General features: G+C 62.2%; 20 protein-coding genes. 9 read left to right on the top strand and 11 right to left on the bottom strand.

Annotated elements, in window-relative coordinates; all coding sequences use genetic code 11:
- Positions 1 to 153: 153 nt before the first annotated feature.
- The gene (locus AC1RQ5_RS10715) at positions 154 to 1,254 is read right to left on the bottom strand and encodes a helix-turn-helix transcriptional regulator (protein ID WP_493198837.1); all 1,101 of its coding nucleotides are present in this window, start codon (positions 1,252 to 1,254) and stop codon (positions 154 to 156) included.
- A gap of 239 nt (positions 1,255 to 1,493) precedes the next feature.
- Entirely contained in the window at positions 1,494 to 2,666 is a 1,173-nt protein-coding gene (locus tag AC1RQ5_RS10710; protein ID WP_493198836.1) for an MFS transporter, read from the bottom strand.
- Between the two features lie 63 nt (positions 2,667 to 2,729).
- On the opposite strand from AC1RQ5_RS10710, the gene AC1RQ5_RS10705 reads away from it, so the two are divergent.
- Positions 2,730 to 3,527: an AraC family transcriptional regulator gene (locus AC1RQ5_RS10705; RefSeq protein WP_493198834.1), complete on the top strand. Its 798-nt coding sequence runs from the start codon at positions 2,730 to 2,732 to the stop codon at positions 3,525 to 3,527.
- A gap of 220 nt (positions 3,528 to 3,747) precedes the next feature.
- Here the strand turns inward: AC1RQ5_RS10705 and AC1RQ5_RS10700 are convergent, their stop codons facing one another.
- The 4 genes from AC1RQ5_RS10700 to AC1RQ5_RS10685 all read right to left on the bottom strand — a co-directional run bounded on the left by AC1RQ5_RS10700 (position 3,748) and on the right by AC1RQ5_RS10685 (position 7,544).
- Positions 3,748 to 4,206 carry a RidA family protein gene (locus tag AC1RQ5_RS10700; protein ID WP_398482028.1) on the bottom strand — a complete coding sequence of 153 codons (459 nt, stop codon included), beginning with the start codon at positions 4,204 to 4,206 and terminating at the stop codon, positions 3,748 to 3,750.
- 31 nt (positions 4,207 to 4,237) lie between these two features.
- Positions 4,238 to 5,899: a benzoate-CoA ligase family protein gene (locus AC1RQ5_RS10695; RefSeq protein ID WP_493198832.1), complete on the bottom strand. Its 1,662-nt coding sequence runs from the start codon at positions 5,897 to 5,899 to the stop codon at positions 4,238 to 4,240.
- 319 nt (positions 5,900 to 6,218) lie between these two features.
- Complete coding sequence (locus AC1RQ5_RS10690) at positions 6,219 to 7,034, bottom strand: alpha/beta hydrolase (protein WP_493198831.1); 816 nt, start codon at positions 7,032 to 7,034, stop codon at positions 6,219 to 6,221.
- Positions 7,035 to 7,043: 9 nt separating this feature from the next.
- Positions 7,044 to 7,544, bottom strand: a complete 501-nt coding sequence (locus AC1RQ5_RS10685; RefSeq protein ID WP_398482034.1) for a MarR family winged helix-turn-helix transcriptional regulator — start codon at positions 7,542 to 7,544, stop codon at positions 7,044 to 7,046.
- Between the two features lie 359 nt (positions 7,545 to 7,903).
- Between AC1RQ5_RS10685 and AC1RQ5_RS10680 the strand changes: the two genes are divergently transcribed.
- The 6 genes from AC1RQ5_RS10680 (at position 7,904) to AC1RQ5_RS10655 (ending at position 13,184) form a co-directional block, all read left to right on the top strand.
- On the top strand, positions 7,904 to 9,076 hold the full coding sequence (locus AC1RQ5_RS10680; protein ID WP_493198830.1) for an ABC transporter substrate-binding protein: 1,173 nt from the start codon (positions 7,904 to 7,906) through the stop codon (positions 9,074 to 9,076).
- A gap of 170 nt (positions 9,077 to 9,246) precedes the next feature.
- Complete coding sequence (locus AC1RQ5_RS10675; protein ID WP_398482038.1) at positions 9,247 to 10,167, top strand: branched-chain amino acid ABC transporter permease; 921 nt, start codon at positions 9,247 to 9,249, stop codon at positions 10,165 to 10,167.
- A gap of 13 nt (positions 10,168 to 10,180) precedes the next feature.
- Positions 10,181 to 11,164, top strand: a complete 984-nt coding sequence (locus AC1RQ5_RS10670; RefSeq protein WP_493198828.1) for a branched-chain amino acid ABC transporter permease — start codon at positions 10,181 to 10,183, stop codon at positions 11,162 to 11,164.
- On the top strand, positions 11,161 to 11,913 hold the full coding sequence (locus tag AC1RQ5_RS10665) for an ABC transporter ATP-binding protein (protein ID WP_398482042.1): 753 nt from the start codon (positions 11,161 to 11,163) through the stop codon (positions 11,911 to 11,913). The genes AC1RQ5_RS10670 and AC1RQ5_RS10665 overlap by 4 nt, the downstream gene beginning before the upstream one ends.
- Positions 11,913 to 12,611: an ABC transporter ATP-binding protein gene (locus AC1RQ5_RS10660; RefSeq protein WP_493198827.1), complete on the top strand. Its 699-nt coding sequence runs from the start codon at positions 11,913 to 11,915 to the stop codon at positions 12,609 to 12,611. Before AC1RQ5_RS10665 ends, AC1RQ5_RS10660 begins: the two co-directional genes overlap by 1 nt.
- A 114-nt stretch (positions 12,612 to 12,725) precedes the next feature.
- Positions 12,726 to 13,184, top strand: coding sequence for a cupin domain-containing protein (locus tag AC1RQ5_RS10655; protein WP_398482046.1), 459 nt, complete (start codon positions 12,726 to 12,728; stop codon positions 13,182 to 13,184).
- Positions 13,185 to 13,418: 234 nt separating this feature from the next.
- Here AC1RQ5_RS10655 and AC1RQ5_RS10650 read toward each other — a convergent pair whose 3' ends face one another.
- The 5 genes from AC1RQ5_RS10650 to AC1RQ5_RS10630 all read right to left on the bottom strand — a co-directional run bounded on the left by AC1RQ5_RS10650 (position 13,419) and on the right by AC1RQ5_RS10630 (position 20,283).
- Positions 13,419 to 14,669 (bottom strand): flavin-dependent oxidoreductase, encoded by a 1,251-nt coding sequence (locus AC1RQ5_RS10650; RefSeq protein ID WP_493198825.1) that lies wholly within the window; start codon positions 14,667 to 14,669, stop codon positions 13,419 to 13,421.
- Between the two features lie 206 nt (positions 14,670 to 14,875).
- A complete protein-coding gene (locus AC1RQ5_RS10645) occupies positions 14,876 to 17,227 on the bottom strand; it encodes a bifunctional salicylyl-CoA 5-hydroxylase/oxidoreductase (protein WP_493198824.1) in 2,352 nt (783 codons plus the stop codon).
- 225 nt (positions 17,228 to 17,452) lie between these two features.
- Entirely contained in the window at positions 17,453 to 18,304 is an 852-nt protein-coding gene (locus AC1RQ5_RS10640; protein ID WP_493198822.1) for an enoyl-CoA hydratase family protein, read from the bottom strand.
- A 35-nt stretch (positions 18,305 to 18,339) separates the two neighbouring features.
- Positions 18,340 to 19,098 (bottom strand): SDR family NAD(P)-dependent oxidoreductase, encoded by a 759-nt coding sequence (locus tag AC1RQ5_RS10635; protein WP_493198821.1) that lies wholly within the window; start codon positions 19,096 to 19,098, stop codon positions 18,340 to 18,342.
- A gap of 183 nt (positions 19,099 to 19,281) precedes the next feature.
- On the bottom strand, positions 19,282 to 20,283 hold the full coding sequence (locus AC1RQ5_RS10630; protein WP_493198819.1) for an AraC family transcriptional regulator: 1,002 nt from the start codon (positions 20,281 to 20,283) through the stop codon (positions 19,282 to 19,284).
- A 259-nt stretch (positions 20,284 to 20,542) separates the two neighbouring features.
- On the opposite strand from AC1RQ5_RS10630, the gene AC1RQ5_RS10625 reads away from it, so the two are divergent.
- Together AC1RQ5_RS10625 and AC1RQ5_RS10620 are read left to right on the top strand one after the other, a co-directional pair.
- Positions 20,543 to 20,992, top strand: coding sequence for a cupin domain-containing protein (locus AC1RQ5_RS10625; RefSeq protein ID WP_398477470.1), 450 nt, complete (start codon positions 20,543 to 20,545; stop codon positions 20,990 to 20,992).
- 191 nt (positions 20,993 to 21,183) lie between these two features.
- Complete coding sequence (locus AC1RQ5_RS10620) at positions 21,184 to 22,716, top strand: flavin-containing monooxygenase (protein ID WP_493198817.1); 1,533 nt, start codon at positions 21,184 to 21,186, stop codon at positions 22,714 to 22,716.
- Positions 22,717 to 22,821: the final 105 nt, after the last annotated feature.

The raw sequence follows: 22,821 nt of genomic DNA, 5'->3' as shown, positions 1-22,821 counted from the left end.
ATTGGGAAACTGGTTTCATGGCTGTGTTAGCAGCTTTACGGTTTCAATTTACCGCTTCGGCGGACCATATATTGACGACGCAGACCTTTTGAGTGGGGATACTGAGGATCAAGGCCGGCTTCATCGCCGGCCTTTTTCTGTTGCGTCGCGGAATCAGGAATTCGGCTGGCCGTGACGCTGCCCGAGCAGGCGCACGAGATCGACCTGCCGATCGACACCCGTCTTCATGAACACCGACTTCAACTGCGTGCGGACGGTGTTCAGGCTGACACTCTGGATTTTCGAGATCGAGTCCACCGACTTGCCGTCGATCACCAGACTGGCGATGCGCGCTTCGGCCGGCGTGAGGTCGAATAGGGCCTGCAGCAGTTCCGGACCGGGACTGCGCTGCTCGGTGACCGGTGTCAGGAACACGATGGACACGGCGCCAGCAAACAGATCGAGGCCCGACAGGCGCAACGGCAAGACGTGAGCGATGAACGGCGCATTCGCATCGCTGCCTGCGACAGGAATCGAGCGGCCCGCTTTGGTCAGCGACGCCGGAACCGTCAGCGCTTCCTTGAACATGATCTGCGCAGCTGTCGATGTGAACTGCACGTGATCTTGCGCACCGACATGAACGGCCGGGCTGAGAGCGAGGAACCCCGGATTGGCGGCCACGGCTTTGCCTGATGGCGTCACCGCCGCAGCCGGAAGGCCGATGAGGTCAAGCGTGTTGACCGCGGTCCGTGCGCGTTCGAAGCCGAGACGGCCGGACAGCACCGCCGCGCGGGCAATATGCGGACGCAGGATATCCAGCTTCTCTGCGGTTGCCCGCTCGACCGGCCCCTTGGCATAGGCCTTCTCGATGGAGACCACGAGCGTATCGCCCGCCGGCGACCGAATCGTCGTGCCGACACACCAGCCAAAGCCGACAGAGCGCAAGACGTCGCGATAGAACGGCTCGGCATCAAGCTCTGCTTCGGTGAAGCGATCCAGATCGGTGAGAAAGCGCGCTTCGGTATTGGGAACAAGCCGCTCGCTGCGCGGGTTCCGCTGCGCGAAGGGGCTGCGGGTCCAGCGATCGATGCGGTCGTGAATGCGCTCCGACGACAACCAACGTGGTTGGCCCGGCGCGGCGGCAAAGATCAGCGCGCCCTCGCCGTCCGCAATGGCCGCAAGGCGATCGAGAAGCTGCGGCCAACGATCGGCCATCACGCTCGCTTCATAGATCTCATCGACAAGCGTTTCAAAATCGGCAAGTGAGTCCAGCACAACAGGTCCTGACAACGCGGCAATGTTTCCGAAATGTGGAATCTTTGCTTAGCGATGCAACACCTCAAATCGCGACTCATTCCCTGTGGTCCACGCAAAGGTGGTCCACGGAAAGCGACTGGCTACGAAGGCTGCGCGAAAAGCAATAAGCTACTCGGCCCCGGCCAAAACGGCACACAGGGGGCGGCTAGGTTTATCTATACCGCAGTGCAGCGTCCGCCAAGCGAATTCGCTGAAGATCAGCTTTGCGTTTCTGCCGGTAGTTCCGGCGGCAGGATCAGGGCTGCGATAATGACCAGCACTGATAGCGCGGCAAAGGAATGCAACATCAGCATGAATCCGCCAACCTCATACAGCCACGCGACCAGACCAACCGATGCGCCCGCAGCCGTGAAGCCGACAAAGTAACGAACGGCATAGGCACGCGAACGCCACTCCTCCGCAGTGTATTTGCCAACGATCGTCTCGTTGACAGTGATCTGCCCGAACAGGCCGATGATGACGCCGATGGCAACCAGGATCAGCGACACATTCGACATCGATGCTGCGAAATACAAAAACGGCGCCAGCAACAGCGAGAGCGGCAGACATACGGCCTTCAGCGAATAGCGATCGATCAGCCATCCGATATTGTACTGCGTCAGCGCACCGAACACATAAACGCAGGCTGCGATGATACCAAGCGTGGCCGGGCTCTGCGTCAGCTCCGTCAGCCGCTCGGCAAACAGTTTTGGCAATGCCACAGTGATCGCATTGAACACGGTGGAGATCGCAATCACCGTCACCAGCAGCGCGAGAATGACCCGCCACATATCGGACTTTGCCACGCGCGCCTGGGCAGCGGCCTGCTTGAATCCAGAGCGATCTTCATGCGCGACCTGCAGCATGAACACGACGCCGGCGGCGATGGTGACGAGGCCAGGAATGATAAAGGCCCAACGCCATCCGAGATATTGGCCGACGACGCCGGTGATCAACGCCGACGACGCCACGCCAAAATTGCCGAACACGCCATTGACGCCCATCGCACTGCCAAGCTTGTCGGCATAGGACACGATCATCGCAGTGCCGACCGGATGATAGATCGAGGCAAACAGGCCAACGGCGAACAGCGCCGCGCCGAGCTGCAGCGGAGTCTGCACGAAGCCGACCGCGATCATCGACAGGCCGATGCCGTAAAAGAAAATCACCATCATGTGGCGGCGGCTCCAGCGATCGCCGAGCCAGCCGGTGAACAGCGATCCCGCGCCGAAGGCGACAAAGCCCGGCGTCGCGTAAGGAAGCAGCTCCGTATAGGTCTTGCCCATGGCCGGCCCCATCACGAGCACCGCCGCTGCAAAGATCAGCATCGCGTAGTGATCGATGAAATGGGCGACATTGACGAGGGTGATGACACGGGCTGGCGAGTTCATGAATCGATTTCCAAAGCGACCTGTGATGCGTTTATAAGGATTGAGCGCAACGGGATGTCGCCAATGACTATCGTGGACACGCCAATCCTGGCTCTATCCGACCGCCGCCGATCGACACCGGACGGCGTCCATATGCTGGCGACCCGCTATCCCAAGGGCACACGCCTGGATACCCATGCCCATCGCGAAGCCCAGCTGGTTTATGCTGCTGCCGGCACCATGCAGGTGACGACGCCGAAAGGCCGCTGGCTGGTGCCGCCGGATCGCGCGGTCTGGGTGCCGGCCCGCCTGCCCCATGCCATCGACGTGCTCGCCGATATCGAGATGCGCTCGCTCTATTTCAATCCGGAGCGACTGGCGCGTGATGCCAATCGGGAGTTGGCCTCTGAATTCGTCGTCCGTGTCTCGCGGCTGCTGCATGAGGCGATCCTGGCGCTGTTCGATGGCCGCAGTGATCCCGTGCGGATCGATCTCCTGATCCGGCTGGCACTGCTTGAACTACAACAAGCCAGCGATCCCACCACTTTCATGCCGCTGCCGCAGGAGCCGCGTTGCCGGCGCGCCGCGGAGATCGTGCTCGCCGATCCCACGCGTCATTACGAGATCGAGACACTGGCGCAGATGGTGGGGACATCGACGCGGACGCTGTCGCGGCTATTTTCGACAGAAACGCAATTGAGCTTCAAGAGCTGGTGCCAGCGCGCGCGTATGGCCGCGGCGATCGAGCGGCTGTCGGTGAATGAAAGTATGTCGGTGAAGCAGCTCGCATCGGAGCTGGGCTATGCGAGCTTTCCGGCGTTTTCGCATGCGTTCCGGCAGGTGACGGGAAAGAGCCCGACGGAGTTTGTGACCGCGAAGTGAGACGATCTTTTCCTCCCCCAAGCCGCGCAGCGGCGCCGTGGGGAGGGTGGAACGAGCCTGACGAAGCGAAGCTTCGTAGGGCGAGTGACGGGTGAGGTGTCTCCACAAACTCCGACGTCACGTGGGGCGCCCCACCCCGGCCCTCCCACTGCGCGGCCTTGCCGCTTGAGGGAGGGAGCACTCCTCTCCGCGCGTCGCTTCCACGCACATCAGCGCTTGGTCAGCGCGGCACCACCGCCGTCGCCTCGATCTCCACCCGTGCCGCGCGTTCGACGAGACGCACCACCTGCACCAATGCCATCGCCGGATAATGCGCGCCAAAAATATCGCGATAGGCGCGGCCGAGTTCTTTCAGGCTGCCCATATATTCTTCGATATCGATCACATACCAGGTCAGGCGCACCAGATGCTCGGGCCTGGCGCCGCCTTCGCTGAGGATGTCCTTGATGTTCTGCAGGGCCTGACGCACCTGGCCGATGAAATCCGGCTGCAGCTTCTCCTCGACATCCCAGCCGATCACGCCGCCGGTGACGACGATGCGGCCGTCCGCGGTCATGCCATTGGCGTAGCCTTTCGGCTTCGGCCAGCCGCTCGGCTGCAGAGTGCGCACGCCGGACGGTGCGCTGTCGGTCTTTGCGCCTGGCACAACGGTCAATGTCGGCCCTTTTGGTGACGTCACCGGGCAATACTCCTCAATTCAAATGTCATGTTCAGGCTGCAACCGATGCCGTATCTGCGGCGAGCTTGCGCAGCGCAAAGCGCTGCAGCTTGCCAGTCTGGGTCTTCGGTAGCTGCTGCACGAATTCGATCGCGCGCGGATATTTATACGGCGCAATCTCACGTTTGACGTGGTTCTGCAACTCCGCCACCAGCGCATCACTCGCCGTATGGCCCGGTGCCAACACCACATAGGCCTTCACGATCATGCCGCGATCGGCATCGGGACAACCGACGACACCGGCTTCCGCCACCGCATCATGGGTGAGCAACGCGCCTTCGACATCAGGACCGGCAATATTGTAGCCGGACGACACGATCATGTCGTCGGAGCGCGACTGGTACCAGAAGTAACCGTCCTCATCCATGACGAAGGTGTCGCCAGTCAGGTTCCAGCCATTCTGGACATATTTGGTCTGGCGCGGATCGGACATGTATTTGCAGCCCGTGGGGCCGCGCACGGCGAGACGACCCATGGTGCCGGGCAGGACATCATTGCCGTTGTCATCGACGATCTTGGCTTCATAACCCGGTACCGGCTTGCCGGTGGAGCCTGGGCGGATTTCTTCCTCGATGGCGCAGATGAAGATGTGCAGCATTTCGGTGCCGCCGATGCCATCCATCAGCTTGATGCCGGTCGCTTTGTGCCAGGCATCGAAGGTGCCCTTCGGCAGCGTTTCGCCGGCGGAGACGCATTTGCGCAGGCTCGACAGATCGTAGTCATCTATCTTGCTGAGGATCGCGCGATAGGCGGTGGGCGCCGTAAAGGTGACGGTGACCTTGTGCTTGGCAATCTCCTTGGCGAGATCGTCCGGCGTGGACTTTTCCGGCACGACAAAGGACGCGCCGATATGCAACGGAAACAGCACGCCGCCAAAACCGAATGTAAAGGCGAGCGGCGCCGAACCGATGAAGCGATCATCGGGCGAGGCGCGCAGCACATTGCGGGCAAAACCATCACACACAGCGAGCATGTCGCGGTGGAAATGCATGGTGCCTTTGGGATCGCCGGTGGTGCCAGAGGTGAAGGCGATCAGGCAGATGTCGTCGGACGCGGTATCAACCGCCTTGAATTCAGGGCTGGCGTCCGCGATCAGCGCTTCCAGCGAGTCATCGCGGCCGGTGCCCCAATAGACCGCACGCTTGAGCTCGGGCGCGCTGGCGGCGGCCTTGTCCAGTTCGTCGGAGAGTTTGCCGTCGCACAGCGCGATCGCGATCTTCGCCTTCTGGATCGGATAAATCAGCTCTTTCGCACGCAACAGCGGCATGGTGGCGACGCAGACGCCGCCAGCCTTGATGATGGCGAGATAGGCGGCAACCATCATCGGACTATTGGCGGAGCGCAGCAGCACGCGGCCACCGGGGACGAGGCCGAGCTTGCCGACCAGCACATTGCTGATCTTGTTCACCAGCTCATAGAGCTGTCGATAGGTGTAGCTCTCGTTCGGCCCGATCATGCACATGGCATCGCCACGGCCCTCTTCGACCCAGCGATCGAGGAACGGCACCACGCAATTGATGCGTTCGGGATAGTGAAACTCGGGACGCGTGAAGGTGAATTCCGGCAATTGATCGGCCGGCGGCATGTTGTCCCACGCGAAGGTGTCAACATGCGCGGTGTAGCGCTTCCCCGTCGGTGTATCGGCAGCGGCCATGACATGCTCCTGCGTCCGGACGCATCGCGGCGTCGTTGGAAATCATTTTAGACTTAAAACATATCGGCGCAACTGCGGAAATTGGGGGCACGCTGAAATTTTTGGCGGGAGCTGGGGATTGAAGCGGATAGTTTGGGCAGTCGGCTCAAGGAGTAGCCGGAGCGTCACGGAGAGCCCCCTCACCCGCCGCGAAGACGCGGCGACCTCTCCCCGGTGGGGAGAGGTGAAGGTAACGGAGCTCTCTCTTCACCTCTCCCCACCGGGGAGAGGTCGATCGCGTTTGCGATCCGGGTGAGGGCGCGCTTCCACAAGGGCGCTGCTAGGCTGCAAGCGCCTTCAGCCGTAGCACCATAGCCGACTCCGGATCGGCCAGCGGCGCAATCGCCGTGAAATGATTGGCGCCCGGAACGGTGCCATAGCGCGTCGGGATCGCCTGGCCCCAGGCATCCACGATGCTGCGGCTCTGGCGAAAATACTCGCTGCTCTCCTCGCCGCCCACCACGGCATCGAGGCTGCCATGGCTCGGCAGCGGCCCGAATAAAGGACTAACCGCACGGGCGCTGGCCTCGTCCATCTGCAGCGCTTTGTTGATCGAGGTCGGCACCAGAGGCGGCAGATCGAACAGGCCGGAAATGGCGTAGGCAGCGATCACCGTCTTTTTCGGCAATGCGGGATCGATAACCTGCCAGTCGGTGGCCAGCATGCAGGCGGCGAGATGGCCGCCGGCGGAATGGCCGGCAATCACCAGCGGGCGGCCGAGTTTTGCGAGTTCGCGAACCGCCGCGCGCATCTGCGCGACGATATCGGCGACGGAGACCTGCGGGCAGAGATCATAATTCGGCATCGCGACGCTGATGCCGTGGCTGGTCAGGCCGCGCGACAGATGACTGAAGAAGGAGGCATCCAGCGCCTGCCAATAGCCGCCATGGATGAAGACGACGACGGGGCTGGTGTCATTGGCCGCCGCGAAATAGTCGATCGTATTGCGCGCACCTGCACCATAGGAGATGACGCGGGGCGCATGGCCTTGCTCGCGCCAAGCCTTTGCATCCCTTGCCCAGCCGGCGATCAGCTCGCCGCTTTCCGGCACGCGGGCGCGGTTGTTGTATTCGGCCTCGAGATCGATCGCAGTCATGGCGCCTTGTTACGGAAGTTTAGATGCTTTTTGCCCGGCCTTTTGCGCCGAGCCTTTTGTCTTCGCCAGCAGGCGCATCAATTCGCGCACATCCTTCGGCGTGAGGTCCGTAAAGATCTCCGCAATCCAGGTCTCGTGCTCCTCCGCCATGCGGCGGAATTCGGCCCGGCCAAGCTTTGTGAGGCGAATGACCTGGACGCGGCGATCGGTCTCCGACGTGCGGCGATCCACATGGCCGGATTCGACCAGGCGCTCGACCAGGCCGGTCACATTGCCGTTGGACACCATCATGCGCTTGGAGACATCCGACAGGGTCATGCCATCCGGCACCTTGTCGAGCTGCGCCATCAGATCGAAGCGCGGCAGCGTGACATCAAAACGCTCGCGCAGACGGCTGCGCACCTCGCCCTCGATCAGAGTGGTGCAGGTCAGGAGGCGCAGCCACAGCCGCAGCTCGTCGCCGTGATCTTCGGGGAGTTCGACAGCCTTGGTCTCGGAGTCGAGAATCATGATGCAATCTTACCAGTCCGGTCATCCCGGCGGCGGCAAACACCGCCAGCCATCCACAACGTTATGCTGCAACTGCGATCTTTTGACCTTCAAGCAATTTTCACACAACCGCAAGCCAAAACGCCGCAGGAGCATCGATGCTTGATTTCAAATAATTCTTTAAGCTTCAACTAAATTGGCCTGCCGCTTGCATAGTCTCTCATATCGCGTTCTTGCGCCCAAAGACTGAGCAACATTGCTTGCGGCAGCTGCCGCGCTCAGCTTAAGCTGCGGGCAAAAGAACACAAATTTTTTGGGTCCAGTGCTTTGGGCCATGGCTTTTTCGACTGCCTGTCGCGGTCGATCGGAGGAGGACAACCATGAAGAAGCATCTCAAACTGGCAGCGCTTGCCGCATTGATGAGCGCCACCGCCATGCCGGCGCTCGCGCAGGAGAAGATCAAGATCGGCGTGATCGTGTCGCTGTCCGGCGCCGGCGCCGTGCTCGGCCAGCAGGTGCGCGACGGCCTCAACCTCGCCGTCAAGGATGCCGGCGGCAAGTTCGGCGGCAAGGATGTCGAAGTCATCGTCGTCGATGACGAACTCAAGCCCGACGTGGCCGTGACCAAGGTGAAGGGCCTGCTCGAGCGCGACAAGGTCGATTTCGTGGTCGGCCCGATCTTCTCGAACATTCTGGGCGCGATCCAGAAGCCGGTGATCGAAAACAAGACCTTCCTGATCTCGCCGAATGCCGGCCCGTCCAGCTTCGCCGGCAAGGAATGCAGCCCGTATCTGTATGTCACGTCGTATCAGAACGACCAGATCCACCAGATCCTTGGCAATGTCGCGCAGAAGCGCGGCTTCAAGAAAATCTATCTGATGACGCCGAACTACCAGGCCGGCAAGGACTTCGTCGCCGGCGTGAAGATGGATTTCAAGGGCGAGATCGTCGAGGAGAGCTTCATCCCGCTCGGCACGCTCGACTTCCAGGCGGAGCTGTCGAAGATCGCGTCGATGAAGCCTGACGCCGTGCTCACCTTCATGCCGGGCGGCATGGGCGTGAATCTCGTCAAGCAGTACAAGCAGGCCGGCCTGCTCGATCGCATCCCGTTCCTCTCCACCTTCACCGTGGACGAAGCGACGCTGCCGGCGCAGCAGGATGCCGCCATCGGCATGCTCGGCGGCTCGAACTGGGCACCGAATCTCGACACGGCGGCGAACAAGAAGTTCGTGGCTGAATATGAGAAGGCCTATAACAGCGTGCCGGCGACCTATGCCTTCCAGGCCTATGATGCGGGCCTGTTGATCAACAGCGCCGTCACCGCCGTGAAGGGCGATCTGTCAGACAAGGCCAAGGTGATCGCAGCACTGAAGAAGGCCGACTTCACCTCGGTGCGCGGCAGCTTCAAGTTCAGCAACAACAACTACCCGATCCAGGACTTCTATCTGACCAAGGTCGCCAAGCGGGCCGATGGCAAGTTCCAGACCGAGATCGTGGAGAAGGTGTTCTCGAACTACGCCGATCGCTATGCGAAGGATTGCGCGACGCAGTAAGCGCAACATGTCGTCCCCGCGAAAGCGGAGATCCATAACCTCCGATGTGATGGTTGAAACGCTGAACGACAACGACGGCGCTTCAATGACATCGACGGCGTGTATGGGTCCCCGCCTGCGCGGGGACGACACATTCTGGCAATTGCCTCGAACAATAAGTATCGCTCGAAATGACCATCACCCTCGCCCTCGTCCAGGTTCTCAACGGCCTGCAATTCGGGCTGATCCTGTTCCTGATCGCTGCCGGCCTGACGCTGGTGTTCGGCGTGATGGATTTCATCAATCTCGCCCACGGCGTGCAGTATATGGTCGGTGCCTATCTGGTCGCCGCCTTCACCGCCATGACGGGCAGCTTCTTCACCGGCGTGGCGCTGGCGCTGCCGGCCGCCCTCGTCTTCGGGCTGCTGCTGGAGATATTGATCTTCCGGCATCTCTACGACCGCGATCATCTCGATCAGGTGCTCGCCACTTTCGGCGTCATCATCTTCCTCAACCAGGCCGTCAAATATGTCTGGGGTGCCGCCCCGCTGAATGTCCCGATCCCCGATGCGCTGTCGGGTGCCGTCGAGATCACCGACGGGCTGCTGTATCCCGTCTGGCGTCTCGTCATCATTGCCGTCGGCCTCCTTGTCGGCCTCGCGCTCTATCTCGTCGTCAACAAGACCAAGCTCGGCATGCTGGTGCGGGCCGGCGCCAGCAATGCGGCGATGGTGTCTGCGCTTGGCGTCAATATCCGCCTGCTGTTCACCATCGTGTTCGGCGTCGGCGCCATGCTGGCCGGCTTTGCCGGCGCCATGGTGGCGCCGATCCTGTCGGTGGAGCCCGGCATGGGCGACAATGTGCTGATCCTCGCTTTCGTGGTCATTGTGATCGGCGGCATCGGCTCGATCCGCGGCGCCTTCATCTCGGCACTCTTGATCGGCCTCGTCGATACGCTCGGGCGCTTCTTCGCGCCGGTGTTGCTGCGCGCGCTGCTCGATCCCTCCGCCGCCAGCCAGACCGGCCGCGCGGTGGCGCCGATGCTGATCTATATCCTGATGGCCGCCGTGCTGTTCTTCCGGCCGTCCGGCCTGTTCCCGGCCAAGAAGTAACGGGAGCAGACCCATGAACAATCTTGTCGACCTCGACGCCGCCCCGGCTCTCGCGCCATCGCCGCGCAACCGGCGCGCGATGATCCTGCCCGTGGTCATCTTCGCAGCTTTCGCACTGGTGCCGCTGGTGCTGCTGTTCGGCTCGCAGAACTACATCCTCGCCATCGTCACCCGCATCATGATCCTGGCGCTCGGCGCCATGGCGCTGGATCTGCTGATCGGCTACGGCGCCATGATCTCGTTCGGCCATGCCGCCTTTGTCGGGCTCGGCGCCTACAGCGTCGCGATCCTGGCCAGCCACGGCATCACCGACGGCTTCGTGCAGCTCGCCGCGGTGATCGCGTCGTCGGTCGTCTTCGCGCTGATCACCGGCGCGATCTCGCTGCGCACCAAGGGCGTCTATTTCATCATGATCACGCTGGCCTTCGGCCAGATGCTGTTCTTCCTCACCACATCGCTGGCGGCATATGGCGGCGACGACGGCCTGACGCTGGCCGCGCGCAGCACGTTCTTCGGCCTGAAATTCATGAAGAACGATCTCGCGATGTATTACGTCACCTTCGGCGTGCTGCTCGGCGCCTACCTCCTGCTCCGCGCCGTGGTCGCCTCGCGCTTCGGCCGGGTACTGCGCGGCATCCGCGAGAATCCGGTGCGCATGGAGGCGATCGGCTTTGCGCCCTATCGCTATCAGCTCACCGCCTATGTCATCGCTGGGCTCATTGCCGGCGTGTCCGGCTTCCTGCTCGCCAACCAGACCGAATTCGTCAGCCCCGCTTACACCGCTTGGCAGCGCTCGGGTGAGTTGATCTTCGTGCTGGTGCTGGGCGGCCTCGGCTCGCTGCATGGCGCGATCCTTGGGGCTGCGGCCTTCACCATCCTCGCCGACGTGCTGTCGCATTACACCGAGAACTGGGCGATGATCTTCGGCCCGATCCTGATCCTCGTGGTGCTGTTCGCCCGCGGCGGCATCCAGAGCCTGTTCGGAGGCAAGTCATGAGTGGCGCACTCCTGCAGTTGCAGAACCTGACCAAGAACTACGGCGCGCTGCGCGTGACCGATGACGTCACCTTCGATGTCAGGCCCGGCGAGCTGCACGCCATCATCGGCCCCAATGGTGCCGGCAAGACGACGCTGATCCACCAGATCTCCGGCCACGCGAAGCCCGATAGCGGTCGTATCATTTTCGACGGCGAGGACATGGTGCCGCTGCCGATGGCGGCGCGGGCCCAGCGCGGCCTCGTGCGCTCGTTCCAGATCACCTCCATCCTGCCGCGTTTCTCGGCGCTGGAGAATGTCGCTATTGCCGCGCAAGCCCGCGATGGATCGAGCTTCCGCTTTCTCGGCAATGCCGCCAGCGAACGCGATCTCAACGACACAGCGATGGGGCTGCTGACGCGCTTCGGCCTCGGCGCACGCGCCCGCGTGCCCGCCGGACAGATGTCGCACGGCGAAAAGCGCCAGCTCGAGATCGCGATCGCGCTGGCTGCCAAGCCAAAACTGCTGCTGCTCGACGAACCGCTGGCCGGCACCAGCCACGATGAATCGCAACGCCTGATCAATATCCTGCAGGAGCTGCGCAAGGAACTGCCGATCATCCTGATCGAGCACGACATGGATGCGGTATTCGCGCTGGCCGATCGCGTCTCGGTGCTGGTCTATGGCCGCATCATCGCCTGTGGTGCGCCGCAGGACATTCGCGACAATGCGGAAGTGCGCGCCGCCTATCTCGGCGAGGAGGCCGCCTGATGCTCGCTGTATCAAACCTGCAGGCCGCCTATGGCGCGGCCAAAGTGCTGTTCGATATCTCGCTGCATATCAATGCCGGCGAGGTGGTGACCCTGCTCGGCCGCAACGGCATGGGCAAGACGACCACCATCAATGCCATCATGGGCCTGCTGCATCCGACCGGCGGCAGCATCACCTTCGACAACAAGCCGATGGCCGGGCAGCCGTCGTATCGCATCGCGCAGGCGGGCATTGGCCTGGTGCCGGAAGGCCGCCAGATCTTTCCGACGCTGACGGTGGAAGAGAACCTGATTGCGACAGCCGCCGTGCGCCATCCGCCGGCGCGCTGGACGCTGGACAAGATCTACGACCTGTTTCCGCGATTGAAGGAACGTCGCAGCAATCTCGGCACGCAGCTCTCGGGTGGCGAGCAGCAGATGCTCGCGGTCGGTCGCGCGCTGATGACCAATCCAAAGCTGCTCATTCTCGACGAAGCGACCGAAGGCCTTGCGCCGCTGATCCGGCTCGAGATCTGGAATTGCCTGAAAAAGCTCAAGGCAGAGAAGCAGTCCATTCTGGTGATCGACAAGAATGTCGATGCGCTCGCGGCCTTTGCGGATCGTCATGTGGTGATCGAAAAGGGTCGTGTCGTCTGGACCGGCACGTCCGAGCAATTGAAGAGCGATTCAACCGTGAAAGATCGGTTCCTGCATGTGTGATAAGGTTCGTAGGATGGGTTTAGCGAAGCGATGCCCATCACCGCAAGCGCTCGTGGTGATGGGTATCGCTTCGCTCAACCCATCCTACGACGACCTATTTGACAAGGAGAGAGCATGACAAAAACCGAGACCGCCGGCATCACCCGGGCCAATGAGGGCATGCAGGGCATCACCTGGAACATCCTCGGCCAGATCTATGTGCCGAAGAATCTGAGCGAGGATTCGTTCTCGTGGCACGCCACGTTCCCGCCCGGCACATTCGTGCCGCCGCATATCCATCCGGACCAGGACGAGTATCTCTACATCCTCGAAGGCAAGCTCGATTTCTTCCTCGGCGGCAACGAGACCTCGGCGACCCCCGGCGATCTGGTGCGCCTCGAGCGCGGCATTCCGCACGGGATTTTCAACAAGTCGGACCAGAACGCCAAAGTGCTGTTCTGGGTGTCACCGTCGCGCCGGCTGTATGATCTGTTCTGGGCAATCCACAATATGAAGGAGCAGAAGCCCGAGGACGTGGTGGCGCTGGCCACGGAATACAACATCCACTTTTTGCCGCCGCCTCCGGGGGCGTGAGGCTTACGACGCTGCCGCTTGCGGCATGGTGATCGCCAATGGATGAGGATAGAGCTCGGCCTGCATGGTTCGAGACGCCCGCTTCGCGGGCTCCTCACCATGAGGGTCTTCTATCGCACCAGGCTCTCTCCCTCATCCTGAGGAGCGCGCTCTGCGCGCGTCTCGAAGGATGGCCGCGGGCTGTTTCGCCATCACAAGCGATCAGCTTGCGTGAGCTAGGGAACTGACCACAAGCTACCCGTTCACCACCGACAATCCCGGCTGCGCACCGAAGCCGGCTTTATGCGCATAGCCCTTCACGATCGCCTCGCGCTGGGCGTAGCTCAGCACGTTGTCGATATGGTCGAAGCCGTCCGGCGCGATCTGCTCCACCGCATCGATGACACCCTCAGGCCCACCACGCCGATTGGCACGCACGATCTCCGCCGTCATCGGCAGGCGCTTGCGCTCATAGGCCATCAGCGCCTGGCGCGGATGCTCCGCATGGGCCAGGGCATCCGCCAGCGCGCGCGCATCGAGGATCGCCTGCGAGGCGCCGTTGGAGCCGACCGGATACATCGGATGGGCAGCATCGCCAAGCAGCGTGACGCGGCCGCTGGTCCAGAACGGCAGGGGATCACGGTCGCAGCAGGGGTATTCCCAGAATTCCGGCGTCGCCGAGATCAAGGCGGGCACGTCGATATGCGGCACCTTGAAACGCGCCACATGCGGCATCAGCTCGTCGCGCTTGCCGATCCGCGACCAGTCTTCCCGGCGCGGCGGCAGTGAGCCACCCTCGCCGGTCTTCACCAGCACGGCCCAATTGGTCAGGCGGCTCGCGGGCGACTCGCCTTCCGCGATCGGATAGACCACGACCTTGGCATGCAGGCCGCCGGCGACGATCATGGAATTGCCGGTGAGGAAGGTCGGCCAGTCGCGGGCACCGCGCCAGAGCATCAGCCCGTTCCAGATCGGACCGCCCTCATTCGGAAACAGCGTGTTGCGCACCTTGGAATGAATGCCGTCGGCACCGATCAGGATATCGCCGCGCGCGGTCTTCACATGGTTGTTGTCGCGATCGAAAAAATAAGCGGTGACGCCGCCTTCGTCCTGCGTGAAGGAGCCGAGCTTGCAGCCGGTATGGATCGCGTCCTTGCCGAGCCGCTCTTCCACCGCACGATGGATGACGGTCTGCAGACGACCGCGATGGATGGAGAATTGCGGCACGTCGAAGCCGGCACCATAGCCGCGCTTCTCGCGCCAGACTTCCTGGCCATGGCGATTGAGATAGTGCAGCTCGTCGGTGCGGATGGCGATGGCGTCGAGTTTGTCGAGCAGACCGAGGCCGGTGAGTTCGCGGATCGCATGGGTCAGCGTGTTGATGCCGACGCCGAGTTCGCGGATCGTATCCGCCTGCTCGTAGAGTTCGCAATCGATGCCGCGTGCCCGCAGCATCAATGCCGTCGTCAATCCACCAATGCCGCCGCCGACGATGATTGCTTTCATCCGCTCTACTCCGCTTGACGCAACGCTTTTTAACCTCTCCCCGCTTGCGGGGAGAGGTCGACATTCACATGCGAAGCATGTGGATGTCGGGTGAGGGGGAGCCTCCGCAAACTCGGCGTCTGTGGAGGCTCCCCCTCACCCGACCGCGCTTCGCGCGGCCACCCTCTCCCCGCAAGCGGGGCGAGGGGAAAACGTCGCATGCTCAACTATTCAGCTGCAAGTGACTTTGCCGCTTCCGCGCGCATTTCAGCGCGGGTTTTCGGCTTAGCCTTAATTTTCAGGTCGTCGAAATCCTGCTTCTCGCGCACGCTGTTGCGGTAGATCTGATCCTTGCCGGGCATATATTGCGGCGGGCAATAGGCCTCCTTTGCACCATACCAGGCCGCGGCCTTGATGGTGAACGACGGATCGATCAGATGCGGACGGCCAAGCGCGACCAGATCGGCGCGGCCGGCGGCGATGATCGTATTGACCTGATCTGCCGTGGTGATGTTGCCGACGCACATGGTCGCGACATTGGCTTCGTTGCGGACCTGATCGGAATACGGGGTCTGGAACATGCGGCCATAGATCGGTCGGGATTCCTTCACCGTCTGGCCGGTGGAGATATCGGCGAGATCGACGCCGGCTTCGGCGAAGGCACGCGCGAACAGCACCGCGTCATCCCCGGTGTTGCCGCCTTCGGCCCAGTCGGTGGCCGACAGGCGCACCGACATCGGCTTGTGCTTCGGCCATGCCGCGCGCATCGCCGCGAATACTTCGAGCGGGAAGCGCAGGCGGTTTTCTACGGAGCCACCATATTCATCGGTGCGGCTATTGGTGAGCGGCGACAGGAAGCTCGCCAGCAGATAGCCGTGTGCGGTGTGCATCTCCAGCATGTCGAAGCCACAGCGATCGGCGCGCAACGTCGCGGCGACGAAATCGGCCTTCACCTTGTCCATGCCGGCACGGTCGAGTTCGGCGGGCACCTGGCTGTCCGGATAGTAGGGCAGCGGCGATGCCGAGACGATGTCCCAGGCACCTTCCGAGAGCGGACGGTCCATTCCCTCCCACATCAGCTTGCTGGCGCCCTTGCGGCCGGCATGGCCGAGCTGCAGGCAGATCTTGGCCGCCGACTGGCCGTGCACGAAATCGACGATACGCGTCCACTGCGCTTCCTGCTCATCGGTCCACAGACCCGCGCAGCCGGGGGTGATGCGCGCATCCTTGCTGATGCAGACCATCTCGGTGAAGACGAGGCCGGCGCCGCCCATGGCGCGCGCGCCGTAATGGACGAGATGGAAATCATTCGGCACGCCGTCTTTCGCCGAATACATGCACATCGGCGAGACCACGGCGCGATTGGCCAGCACCATGTCGCGCAGCCTGAACGGCTGGAACATCGGCACTTCGGGCTTGTCGAGATCGACGTCGAATCCTTGCGCCTTCACCTGCTTCGCGAACACCTTGTCGACCTGCTTGACAAAATCCGGCGCACGCAGTGCGAGGTTATCGTAGGTGATCGCCTTGGAACGCGTCATCAGGCCGAAGGCGAATTGCACGGGGTCGAAATCCCAGAAGCGTTCGAGATGTTCGAACCAGACCAGCGACACGTCGGCGGAATGCTGGATCTTCTCGGTCTCCTCGCGGCGGCCGGTCTCGTAGGCATGCAGCGCCGCTTCGACGGTCGGCGCCTTGCCCATCGCTTCATACAGCGCGATGGCGTCTTCCATCGCGAGCTTGGTGCCGGAGCCGATGGAGTAATGCGCGGTTGCCTTGGCGTCGCCGAGCAGGACCATATTGTCCTTCACCCAGCGCTTGTTGCGCATCATCGGGAAGTTGCGCCACATCGAACGGTTGATCAGCAGCTTGTGGTCACCGAGGAAGTCCTTGAAGATCGCATGCATGCGATCGGCCGACTCCTGCTCGCCGAGGCCTTCGAGGCCGGCGCGCTTGAACGTCTCGGCATCGGTCTCGAAGATCCAGGTCGAGCGGCCCGCTTCATACTGATAGGCATGCGCGATGAACGGGCCCCACTCTGTTTCCTGGAACAGAAAGGTGAAGGCATCGAGCGGCTTGGTCGAGCCCATCCAGGTGAACTTGTTGGTGCGCAGATCGATCTCGGGCGAAAAGTGTTCGATATATTTGTTGCGGAAGTGGCTGTTGATGCCGTCCGCCAGCAGCACCAGATCGCAATCGGCGAAGCGCGACTCGTCGGTGATATCGGCCTCGAAAATCAGATGCACGCCGAGTTCGCGGGCGCGGTCCTGCAAGATCAGCAGCAGCGTGCGGCGCGAGCAGCCGCAGAAACCGTTGCCGCCGACTCGATGCTGCGTGCCGCGAAAATGGATCGCGATGTCGTCCCAGTAGGCGAATTCCTGGGTGATGCGCTGATAGCTCGGGAGATCGTATTTCTCGAACGTGTCGAGCGTGGTGTCGGAAAACACGACGCCGAAGCCGAAAGTGTCGTCCGGCCGATTGCGCTCATAGACCGTGATCTGCGCCTGCGGCCGCTGCTTCTTCAGCAGGATCGCAGAATAGAGGCCCGCCGGCCCACCACCGATAATCGCGATCTTCATGTCAGCCTCCGCAGTGCCTGAATGGGAGATATTTTAAACCTAAAGCAATTTCTGGCAAGCCTGATCAATCGGCATGCTGCTGGCTTTGATGCACATCAAAACGTCAGTGGCCGTGGCCTGGGGCCCAACCGCCGTCATTGCGAGCGCAGCGAAGCAATCCAGAGCCGCACGAAGAAAGACCTGGATTGCTTCGTCGCTGCGCTCCTCGCAATGACGATGGTGACTTCAATTCCCCTCGAATACCGGCTTCTGCTTGTTGGCAAACGCATGATAGGCGCGCGAAAAATCTTCCGTGGTCATGCACAGCGCCTGCGCCACGGCCTCCGCTTCGATGGCCTCGTCCACCGACATCGCCCATTCCATGGCCAGCATGCGCTTGGTCATGGTGTTGGCGTAAGTCGGTCCTTCGCTGATCTGCCTGGCCAGCGTCTGTGCGTCCGACAGCACCGCCTCCGGTGCCACGATGCGGCTGAAGAAGCCCCAGCGCTCGCCCTCCTCCGCGCTCATGAAGCGGCCGGTATAGAGCAGCTCCGAGGCGCGGGCCTGGCCGATGATGCGCGGCAGGATCGCGCAGGCACCCATGTCGCAGCCGGCTAGGCCGACCTTGTTGAACAGGAAGCCGACCTTGGCGCCGGTGGCAGCCAGGCGCATATCCGACGCCATCGCCATGATCGCTCCGGCGCCGGCACAGATGCCTTCGACAGCGGCGATGATGGGCTGCGGACAGGCGCGCATGGCCTTGACGAGATCGCCGGTCATGCGGGTGAAGGCGGTGAGGTCCCGCGTGTTCATCTCGATCAGCGGGCCGATGATCTCGAACACGTCGCCACCCGACGAGAAATTGCCGCCGGCACCGGTGACGACAATGGTGGTGACCTGATCGTCGAACGCGCAAGCGCGGAAGAAATCGGTGAGTTCGCGATAGCTCTGGAACGTCAGCGGATTTTTCTTCTCGGGCCGGTTCAGCGTCACCGTGGCGATGCGACCATCGACCTTGAGCAGGAAATGCTCGGGCTTGTAGTCCGCCAGCGGCAGCGTGACGGGATTGGCGACCTTGTTCTTGACGAGTGCAGTCATGACGTTTCCCTGAGATCGTATTCTTGGATTGAAGCTTACACTTCACCGCCGGCGACGGCGATGCTTTGCCCTGTGATGGAACCTGCGCCCGCGCCTGCCAGCCAGAGCACGGCGTCGGCGACTTCTTCGGGCTTCACGAGACGGCCCTGCGGATTGTGTTTCGCAAGCTCGGCAATGGCCTGCTCACGCGTCCGGCCGGTCTTGCTCATGATGTTGTCGATGGAGCCTTCGAGCAGATCGGTCTCGGTGAAGCCTGGGCACACCGCATTCACGGTGACATTCTTGGTGGCAACTTCCAGCGCCAGCGAGCGCACGAGGCCGACAACGGCATGTTTCGCCGCGACATAGGCGCTGACATAGCCGTAGCCCTTGAGGCCAGCGGTCGATGCGACAGCGATGATGCGGCCCTGTTTGCGCGCGACCATGTCGGGCAACACAGCGTGAATCGCATGCACGACGCCCATGAAATTCACATCCATCATGCGCTGGAACAGCGCGGCATCGGATTTCAGGAATGGCGCGGATTCCGCAGCGCCTGCATTGGCGACGAGAATATCGATGGGCTGGCGCTTCGCGGCTTCAGCGATCGCCGCTTGCATCGCAGCCTGATCGGAGACATCAGCGGACAGCGCATGATGTGCATCGCCGGCCGCGACGACTTCGTCCAGCACTTTGAGATTACGGCCCATGATGGTGACGGTCGCACCCGCCTTCACCAATGAGGCCGCAATGGCGCGGCCGATGCCGCGGCCGCCGCCGGTGACCAGAGCGTGGGAGGAACGGGACAAGGACATGGCAGGCCTTCCAGCTTGGATGCGCCTGCCGGATATATTTTAAACTTCAAGCTTTTGCAAGAAAGCGACCTGCTCATCTTGTCGTCACCCGGCTCGACCGGGTGACCCAGTACACACCAAAAGAGCTGAGTTTACTGGATTGCCCGGTCAGGCCGGGCGACGACAAGGGAGATTGATCTTCACTCAGCCCCCGCGGCGCAGCGTGTCCGAGGGGCTTTCGCCGAACCGCGCGCGATAGGCGCTGGCCATGCGGCTCGGATGGGTGAAACCGAGATCGAAGGCGATATCGATCACCCGCTCGCAGGGCTTGGCGGCGTGCAGCCGCGCATGCAGATGCGTCAGCCGGATATCCTGCAGCATCTGCGAGATGGAGGTGCCGAAGTGCCGCTGGAAGCCGAGCTGCAACGAACGGATGCCGATGCCGGCCGCGCGCGCCATGCGTTCCAGATCCAGCGGCTCTGTGGCATGGGCCTCAAGATAGTGCCGGGCCTTTCTGATCACGCCGGGCAATGGCGCCGGGCGATGATCCATCTGTGCGATGGCATCGGTAAAGCTGTGGTGCTGCCCGGTGAGCAGCAGGCTGAGTGCCGCCTCGCGCAGCATGGCCGTCAGCGTCGCGGAGAATGCCTGATCCGGACCGGCATGTTCGGCGAGATCGACGAGATAATCGAGCTGCGCGCGCAAGGCGCGGCCGCATGGCGTGGTCAGATCGACATCCGGATCGAATTCGATCACGCCATCGGCGCGCTCGGCCAGCGCCGCGGCCCGTTGCTCGACCACGCGTCTCTCCATCAGCAGGATCAACTGGGCGCAGTCGTCCTGCCAGACCATCCGCGTCGGCAATGTCGGCGACAGCAGCGACGCGGTGCGTCCAGCACTCGCACTCACCATCCGGCCGCCGGTGCTGACGCGGGCATGGCCGCGCAACGGCACCTGCAGCAGGAAGAAGCGATCGAGGCAGCCGGGATCGATGCTGACCGAGCCGCCGTAAGACACGTAATTGATCGAGAAGCCGCCGAAATCGGCGCTGTTGTGATGCGCATGGAAATGCGGGCCGCTGCGCCCTGTCGGCGCCAGCCCGTGCGGGCAGAAGATGCGACCGATCTCGTCGGCAGCCTCGTCCACATCCGTGGTGCAGACACGGGCAAAGGCGGCGAGCCGTGCAGGCACCGCGCCGTCGCTCATTGAGACCGCTCCACCCATCGCCATGGTTCGACTGCTCGCTTTGTCGGGATTGATACTAATCAACGGATCCCGGGCCGAACAAGCCGCCCGGACGCCGGAAATTTTGCCGCTCTGCACAACGAATGCGCATGTGCGTCGCAATAGGCCGGCTGCAACGGCTCGAATTATTTCGTCCACCGGACGGCGATTTCGTTCAACGGCTAGCGGGCGGGTGCGAACCGACGCAGCATCTCACGATCAGATAACGGAGGAGCAAGACATGGCTGAACTCGAAAAAGGCATCACCGAAAACGGCACGGGGTATGGCGGCACGACCTGGAATATTCTCGGCCAGGTCTATTTCCCGAAGGCCGTGACCGACTCGACCTTCGCTTTCGAAACCAACAGCGAGCCCGGCCAGTTCGTGCCCGTGCATATCCATCCCACCCAGGAAGAATTCATCCTGGTGCAGGAAGGCACGCTCGATCTCAAACTCGATGGCAAATGGGTGCGCGCCCATGCCGGCGATCTCGTGCGGCTGCCGCGGGGGATTCCGCATGGCTATTTCAACAAATCGGACAAACCGGCGCGGGCCCTGTTCTGGGTATCGCCGGCGGCGAAGCTCGAAGCGCTGTTCAAGAAGCTGGATAATCTGAGCGACGTCGCCGAGATCGTGCGGATTTCCGCCGAGCACGACGTCGACTTCCTGCCGCCGGAAGCGAACGACTAGCCGTCCATCGTCATTGCGAGAAGCGTCAGCGACGAAGCAATCCAGACAGACGCAAGCGAAGAACTGGATTGCTTCGCTCCGCTGGCAATGACGGCCTCTCATTCACCCCGCAAATCCCACCGCGCAGGCCCTCGCCTGTGCGCCCGGCGATCTGCGTCCCAAATTCTTGCAAGACAACAGGAGACACGGTCATGGTCATGCAAAAGAATGTCTGCGTCATCGGTGCCGGCATTGCAGGGCTCGCGGCGGCCAAGGCTTTCAAGGGCCATGGCCACCGCGTCACCATCCTGGAACGCAGCGGCGATCTCGGCGGCGTCTGGGAACCGGCACGCTCATATCCCGAGGTGCAGACCCAGAGCCCGAAAGAGCTCTATCGCTTTACCGACAAGCCAATGCCAGAGAGCTATCCGGAATGGCCGAAGGGGCCGCAGGTGCATGCCTATCTTGCGGACTACGCGGGCAGACATGGCCTGCTGCCGCTGATGCACTTCAACACCACAGTCAGTGCCGTCGAACGCCGCGGCGACGGGCAGCCCGGCTGGGCGGTGGCGACACGCGATCATGCCGGGCGCGATGCGATCACCGACTATGATTTCGTCGCCGTCTGTACCGGCCAGTTCAACGAACGCAAGGAGCTGCATCACTATGGCGAGGACGGCTTCAAGGCCGCCGGCGGCGTGATCCTGCATTCGGCGGAGCACACCGATCCCTCGCGCGTCAAAGGCAAGAAGGTCGTGGTGCTCGGCGGCTCGAAATCCGCCACGGATATCGCCGTGCATTCGGTGAAAGCTGGCGCCAGCGCCGTCACCTTCGTCTATCGTGAACCGGTGTGGCGCATTCCCTATTTCGTCGGCGGGCTGATCAACTTCAAACGCATCCTCTATATTCGCGCGCAGGAAGAGATGTTTCCCGGCTGGGGCCTCAGCGCACTGTCGCGCATCAAGCATGCGATCGCAAAGCCGTTCGTCTGGGCGCACTGGCGCGGGCTGGAAAGCCTGCTCAAGGTCCAGCTCAAGCTCGGCAAATGCGACATGGTGCCGGAAGCGCGCTTCGAGGATGGCGTGAACTGTTCAGTGCCCATCGCCACGCCCGGCTTCTTTCCGATGGTGGCCGATGGCCGCATCACCGCGATCCGCGGCACCTTCGATCACTATGACGGCAAGACCATCGTGATGGCCGGCGGCCAGCGCGTGGAGGCCGACATGGCCATTCTCGCGATCGGCTTCAAGCTCGACGTGCCGTTCCTGCCGCAAGCCTATCGCGACAAGCTCGTTCAGCCTGACGGGCAGTATCGGCTGTATCGCGTGATCGCCAATCCTGATCTGCCGGAGATGGGATTTGTCGGCTTCAATTCGAGCTTTTGCTCGGTGCTGACGGCAGAGATGGCCGCAAACTGGCTGGTGCGTTACGCCGATGGCCAGCTGGCGAAACAGCCGACGGCTGATGAGATGCAGGCGAATATGGACATGATGCTACGTTTCAAGCGCACGGAACGTCCCGCGGCCGGTGTCTATGGCGGGCTCTGCGTGGCGCCGTATCACTTCAAGCATTTTGACGAATTGCTCGATGATATGGGCGCGACCGTGAAACGGCGCGGCGCGCTGGCGGAAAAGTTTTCGCCGCCTGATGCCGATGCCTATGCAAGGTTTCTGGCGTCGGCGCCGGGGTATCGGGCGGAGCCCAAACTCGCGCCCGTCGCCAAGGACCAAGCTGCGCTCGTCTGACCTCGCCTTGCACTCGAGTTGTCATCGCCCGCGAAAGCGGGCGATCCAGTAAACGGCGACGGTCGCGTGTCGCACTCCAGTGAGTGTCTACTGGATCACCGCTTT

The organism is Tardiphaga sp. GW821-FHT12E02 (assembly GCF_058807155.1).
This window is presented reverse-complemented; position numbering and strand designations above follow the sequence as displayed.

Coding starts and splice junctions, on each gene's coding strand:
- AC1RQ5_RS10710 (WP_493198836.1), bottom strand. CDS start 2,666: ATGAACTCGCCAGCCCGTGTCATCACCCTCGTCAATGTCGCCCATTTC.
- AC1RQ5_RS10705 (WP_493198834.1), top strand. CDS start 2,730: ATGACTATCGTGGACACGCCAATCCTGGCTCTATCCGACCGCCGCCGA.
- AC1RQ5_RS10695 (WP_493198832.1), bottom strand. CDS start 5,899: ATGGCCGCTGCCGATACACCGACGGGGAAGCGCTACACCGCGCATGTT.
- AC1RQ5_RS10690 (WP_493198831.1), bottom strand. CDS start 7,034: ATGACTGCGATCGATCTCGAGGCCGAATACAACAACCGCGCCCGCGTG.
- AC1RQ5_RS10685 (WP_398482034.1), bottom strand. CDS start 7,544: ATGATTCTCGACTCCGAGACCAAGGCTGTCGAACTCCCCGAAGATCAC.
- AC1RQ5_RS10680 (WP_493198830.1), top strand. CDS start 7,904: ATGAAGAAGCATCTCAAACTGGCAGCGCTTGCCGCATTGATGAGCGCC.
- AC1RQ5_RS10675 (WP_398482038.1), top strand. CDS start 9,247: ATGACCATCACCCTCGCCCTCGTCCAGGTTCTCAACGGCCTGCAATTC.
- AC1RQ5_RS10670 (WP_493198828.1), top strand. CDS start 10,181: ATGAACAATCTTGTCGACCTCGACGCCGCCCCGGCTCTCGCGCCATCG.
- AC1RQ5_RS10665 (WP_398482042.1), top strand. CDS start 11,161: ATGAGTGGCGCACTCCTGCAGTTGCAGAACCTGACCAAGAACTACGGC.
- AC1RQ5_RS10660 (WP_493198827.1), top strand. CDS start 11,913: ATGCTCGCTGTATCAAACCTGCAGGCCGCCTATGGCGCGGCCAAAGTG.
- AC1RQ5_RS10655 (WP_398482046.1), top strand. CDS start 12,726: ATGACAAAAACCGAGACCGCCGGCATCACCCGGGCCAATGAGGGCATG.
- AC1RQ5_RS10650 (WP_493198825.1), bottom strand. CDS start 14,669: ATGAAAGCAATCATCGTCGGCGGCGGCATTGGTGGATTGACGACGGCA.
- AC1RQ5_RS10645 (WP_493198824.1), bottom strand. CDS start 17,227: ATGAAGATCGCGATTATCGGTGGTGGGCCGGCGGGCCTCTATTCTGCG.
- AC1RQ5_RS10640 (WP_493198822.1), bottom strand. CDS start 18,304: ATGACTGCACTCGTCAAGAACAAGGTCGCCAATCCCGTCACGCTGCCG.
- AC1RQ5_RS10635 (WP_493198821.1), bottom strand. CDS start 19,098: ATGTCCTTGTCCCGTTCCTCCCACGCTCTGGTCACCGGCGGCGGCCGC.
- AC1RQ5_RS10630 (WP_493198819.1), bottom strand. CDS start 20,283: ATGAGCGACGGCGCGGTGCCTGCACGGCTCGCCGCCTTTGCCCGTGTC.
- AC1RQ5_RS10625 (WP_398477470.1), top strand. CDS start 20,543: ATGGCTGAACTCGAAAAAGGCATCACCGAAAACGGCACGGGGTATGGC.
- AC1RQ5_RS10620 (WP_493198817.1), top strand. CDS start 21,184: ATGGTCATGCAAAAGAATGTCTGCGTCATCGGTGCCGGCATTGCAGGG.